This window comes from Streptomyces sp. NRRL F-5755 (assembly GCF_001279365.1).
Lineage (GTDB): Bacteria > Actinomycetota > Actinomycetes > Streptomycetales > Streptomycetaceae > Streptomyces > Streptomyces rimosus.
Genome location: NZ_LGCW01000053.1, coordinates 1 through 3,973, shown reverse-complemented (window position 1 = coordinate 3,973; position 3,973 = coordinate 1). Strand labels below are relative to the sequence as shown.

General features: G+C 73.9%; 5 protein-coding genes. 1 reads left to right on the top strand and 4 read right to left on the bottom strand.

Going from position 1 to position 3,973, the window contains the following annotated elements; all coding sequences use genetic code 11:
- Positions 1–179: 179 nt before the first annotated feature.
- From ADK86_RS08535 to ADK86_RS08520, 4 genes are all read right to left on the bottom strand, one after another.
- The gene (locus tag ADK86_RS08535; protein WP_053696055.1) at positions 180–617 is read right to left on the bottom strand and encodes an ATP-binding protein; all 438 of its coding nucleotides are present in this window, start codon (positions 615–617) and stop codon (positions 180–182) included.
- A 14-nt stretch (positions 618–631) separates the two neighbouring features.
- Positions 632–1,450: an MEDS domain-containing protein gene (locus tag ADK86_RS08530; protein ID WP_234345772.1), complete on the bottom strand. Its 819-nt coding sequence runs from the start codon at positions 1,448–1,450 to the stop codon at positions 632–634.
- A 229-nt stretch (positions 1,451–1,679) separates the two neighbouring features.
- Positions 1,680–2,519 (bottom strand): MOSC domain-containing protein, encoded by an 840-nt coding sequence (locus tag ADK86_RS08525; protein WP_053696053.1) that lies wholly within the window; start codon positions 2,517–2,519, stop codon positions 1,680–1,682.
- A 93-nt stretch (positions 2,520–2,612) separates the two neighbouring features.
- On the bottom strand, positions 2,613–3,068 hold the full coding sequence (locus ADK86_RS08520; protein WP_053696052.1) for a DUF6643 family protein: 456 nt from the start codon (positions 3,066–3,068) through the stop codon (positions 2,613–2,615).
- Between the two features lie 260 nt (positions 3,069–3,328).
- On the opposite strand from ADK86_RS08520, the gene ADK86_RS08515 reads away from it, so the two are divergent.
- On the top strand, positions 3,329–3,973 hold a 645-nt coding region (locus tag ADK86_RS08515), incomplete at its 3' end, for a TerD family protein (RefSeq protein ID WP_199834372.1).

Below are 3,973 nucleotides of genomic sequence, written 5' to 3'. Positions count from 1 at the left end.
GACACGGCCGAGCAGCAGGGCGAGCAGACCGTGCGGGATCGGGCGCAGGAGTGGTTGCGGCGGATGTGATCGGGGTCCGTATGCGCTGACGGCGCCCGGTCGGGTCCGTGCGCGCGGACCGGTGCCTGGCCGGGCCCGTGCGCGCGGACCGGTGCCCGGGCGGGGGCGGACGTGCGGTCCTATCGCACCCGTACCGCCAGGATGACCTCCGCGCCCCGGGCGCCGGGTGTCCCGTCGGCGCCCGCGCGGACCGTGAACCGGTCCGCCACCAGGCGCGCGAGCCACAGTCCGCGCCCGTTGTGCGCTCCGTCGAGCCCCGGCAGCAGTTCGGGGATCAGCGCCTCGCTGAAACCGGGTCCGGAATCGCTGATACGGCACTCCAGTTCGTCGCCGACGCGCCGCAGCACCAGCCGCCCGGAACCGCCGGCGTGCTCCACCGCGTTGCCCGCGATCTCGTCGACGGCCAGCACGAACTCGCCGCGCCGCGGCTCCGTGAGGCCCTCCCGGAGGGCGCACTCCTCCACCAGCAGCCGCAGCTGCGGCAGCAGGCGCGCGGTGAAGCGCCGCTGCAGCAGGCGGGTGGCGGTCCGCGTGTCCACGGGGCCATCCTCGGACATGGCCGGTTCCGGTGTCAGCACGGGCGCACCACCTCCGTCATGAGCAGCCGACGCACCGTGCCCGCGCCGAGCCGGTGCAGTGTGCGCGCCTGCGGCCGATGGCAGCGGACCTCGACCAGGTCGTGCCCGGTGGCCCGTCCGGCGAGCGTGAGCAGTGTGGTGGCGCAGCCCACCGACAGGAAGTGCAGGCGGGTCAGGTCGACGGTGAGCCGGCGGGCGCCGGCGCTGCCGGACAGGGCCAGCTCCAGCGCGACGGTGAAGTCGGCCCGCGCCCCGGTGTCCGCCTCGCCGACGAAACACAGGCTGCCGTCGGCACCGCGCACCGTCCGCAGGGTGCCGAGCCGTTCCACGAGACTGCGCGGATGCGCCCGGTCCATGGCGTACAGCACCTCGCGGGCGAACCAGCGGCGGTCGTAGGCGCAGATCTCGCTGTACGGACGGCCCTCGAACAGCGCGTCCGCGTGCGTTTCACGGTGCATCATCACCCGTACGTCGGCGTTCAGGTCGGGCACCCACCGCATGTCGATGAAGGCCCGCAGGCCGGTGAAGCCCTCGTCGGCGGCGCGCGCGGTCTCCGCGGACAGCCGCCCGAGCTGCCGCTCGGGCGTGAACCGGGCGTCCGGGCGGATCAGCCCCCGCATGCTGCTCAGCACCAGCTGCCCCCGCTCACGGGCGGTGACCGTGCTGCGTCCGGTGAAGTCCAGCCGGGCCAGCACCTCGGCCTCCGGAAGCCACGGGTCGGGGAAGAGGATGACCTTCTCGCCCCGGGCGAGCCCGAGGCGCACAAAGGCCGTCAGGACCTCCCAGCGCACCTCGTCATCGTCGTAGCTCACAAAGGCGTGGTCCCCGGGACGCATGTGCTGCACCGGAATGAGATGGTCCCCGGGCACTTCCCAGGACGGCATCGTCACCTGGTCACTCCCGCTGTCGGCATCGCCGTGCGCTCACTGTAGGCAGCCGGACACGCGCCCGCAATGCGGCCCGCGCGTCACCGCCGGCGGGCGGGCGCCGGGGCCGGACGGCGCGTCAGCGGGCCGCCGTGCGGGGCCGGGAGGCGGCCCCTCAGGTGCGCGGGCGGCGGGCGAGTACCTCGAAGGGGTCGCCGACACGGAGCGTGCCGGTTCCCTCGGGGATCAGGTTCTGGCCGAAGACGAGCTGGTCACCGAAGCGGCGGTGGCGGGCCAGGGTGCGCAGCGGCTCCTTGCCGCGGTGCCCGGTGCGCTGGTCGGTGGTGGTGATCACGCACCGGCCGCACGGCTTCACCACGCGGAAGGTGACCTCACCGATCCGTACCCGCCGCCACTCGTCCTCGTCCCAGGGCTCGGTGCCCTCCACCACGACGTTCGGCCGGAAGCGGTCCATCGGCAGCGGGCCCTCGTCCGGGTGCCGTCCCTGGGCGACGAGGGAGTTGAGGGCGTCGAGCGAGGCGGTGGTGGTGAGCAGCAGCGGGAAGCCGTCGGCGAAGCCGACCGTCTCGCCGGGGCGCGCGTGATCGGGGTCCACCGGCCGCCTCCTGGCCGGATCGTCCAGGTGGACCAGCTGTACGGGCACGTCCAGATACGTGCTGAACCACTCGGCGGCGGCGCCGGACGCGGGCACCGCCTCGACCTCGTCCCGCCAGATCTCGACCGTGACCGTGGCACCGGGCTCCGGTACGGGGACGGTCAGCGGCGGCATGTCCGGCGCGGTCAGCCGGAGCGCGCCGTCGGGGAGTTCCGCTGCGGTGACGGTCGCCAGGCGCGGCCGGGCGCGCTGGGTGACGAACCGGTGCGCGGCGTCGACCAGCATCCAGCGGCGGTCCCCGGCGATCCCCCACGGTTCCACGACCGCTTCGCCGGGGCCGGACCCCGCCACGGATTTGACCGGATAGCGGTGGATGGCGCGGAGGAAAGGATTCAGCACGCCCCCATCCTGCCAGCCGCCCCCGGCACCCCGGCGGCCGGTCCCGTACCGGGGTACGGGACCGGTTCTCCGCCCGCGTACGGCTCGGCCGGGTCAGTACCCGCGCGGGTACTGACGGCCGTACGGGTCGTCGTACGGGGACGGCGCGGGCCGGGGCGCGACCGGGCCGGCCGGGCGCATGGCGTCGTAGCCGACGTTGTTTCCGGTGGGGCGCTGGGGCTGTTGGTGCTGGGCGGGATAGCCGCGGGTGCCCGTCTGCTGCTGCGGGATGTACGGCGCCGGGGTGCTCTGGAGCGGCGCCACCGGCTGGGCGGCGGCACCCGGATAACCGGGGCCGGGCTGCGGCTGGGACGGCGCGGCGGGCAGCGCGGGCAGGGCCGACGGGAGGGCCGGCATGTACGAGGAGCCCGAGTCGTAGGGCAACTCGACGCGGATCGGGGCAATCTGCGGCGTGCCGCGCTCGGCGACGAGGGAGTCGTAGATCGGGGTGTCCGGGAAGGACGGCGAAGCGTAGTAGCCGCCGCCGTAGGTAGAGCGGGGGGAGGTCATACCTCATAAGTTAAGCCCACGATGTGCCGGTTGGGGAGCCTGAAAAGAGGGTTGTTTCACGTGTCGCGTGAAGCCCGCGATCCGCAATGTGAGCGAACTTGGCAAAATCGGTCGCGAACACGCGTAGGAATCGTGTAAAGGCTGTGTCCACATCAGACGAACGGCGGACATTTTTCGGCAAGTAGGTTGGAACCTGTCCCCGTGCGGAAGGGGGCGCCGCACAGCGGCCCGGCGAGCGAAGCGAGAGGAAGGGCACCACGATGCCGATGCCCAAGGGGAGCAACGTCGCGGTACCGGCCACGTCGGTACGGCTGGAACTGGGCTGGCGCACCGGGCCCGGCACCCCGGACGTGGACGCGTCCGCGCTGCTGCTGACCACGGCGGGGAAGGTCCGCGACGACGCGGACTTCGTCTTCTACAACCAGCCCGCGCACGCCTCGGGAGCCGTCCGCCACGAGGGCAAGCGCCCCGCCGGTGACACGGTGACCGACAGTCTGGCCGTCGACCTGGCCCGGCTGGAGCCCGCCGTCGACAAGGTGGTGCTCGCCGCCTCCGCCGACGGGGGTGCCTTCGGCCGGGTCGCCGGGCTGCACATCCGGGTGCTCGACGCGGGCAGCGGCGCCGAAATCGCCCGCTTCGACAGCCAGGACGCCACCGCCGAGACGGCCTTCGTGCTCGGGGAGCTGTACCGGCGGCAGGGCGCCTGGAAGTTCCGGGCGGTCGGGCAGGGATACGACACCGGGCTGGCCGGACTCGCCACGGACTTCGGCATCAGCGTGGAGGAGGAGCCCTCGGCCCCGACTCCGCCGCCCGCGGCCCCGGTCCCGCCGCCCGCCGCACCCCCGGCCGCACCCACCGCGCCGCCCGCCCAGCCCTACGGCGCGTACCCGCCGCCCCCGCCGCCT

What these genes read in the sequence shown, in the direction of transcription:
- ADK86_RS08520 (WP_053696052.1), bottom strand. Translation starts at nt 3,068, where the DNA reads ATGACCTCCCCCCGCTCTACCTACGGCGGCGGCTACTACGCTTCGCCG.
- ADK86_RS08535 (WP_053696055.1), bottom strand. Translation starts at nt 617, where the DNA reads ATGTCCGAGGATGGCCCCGTGGACACGCGGACCGCCACCCGCCTGCTG.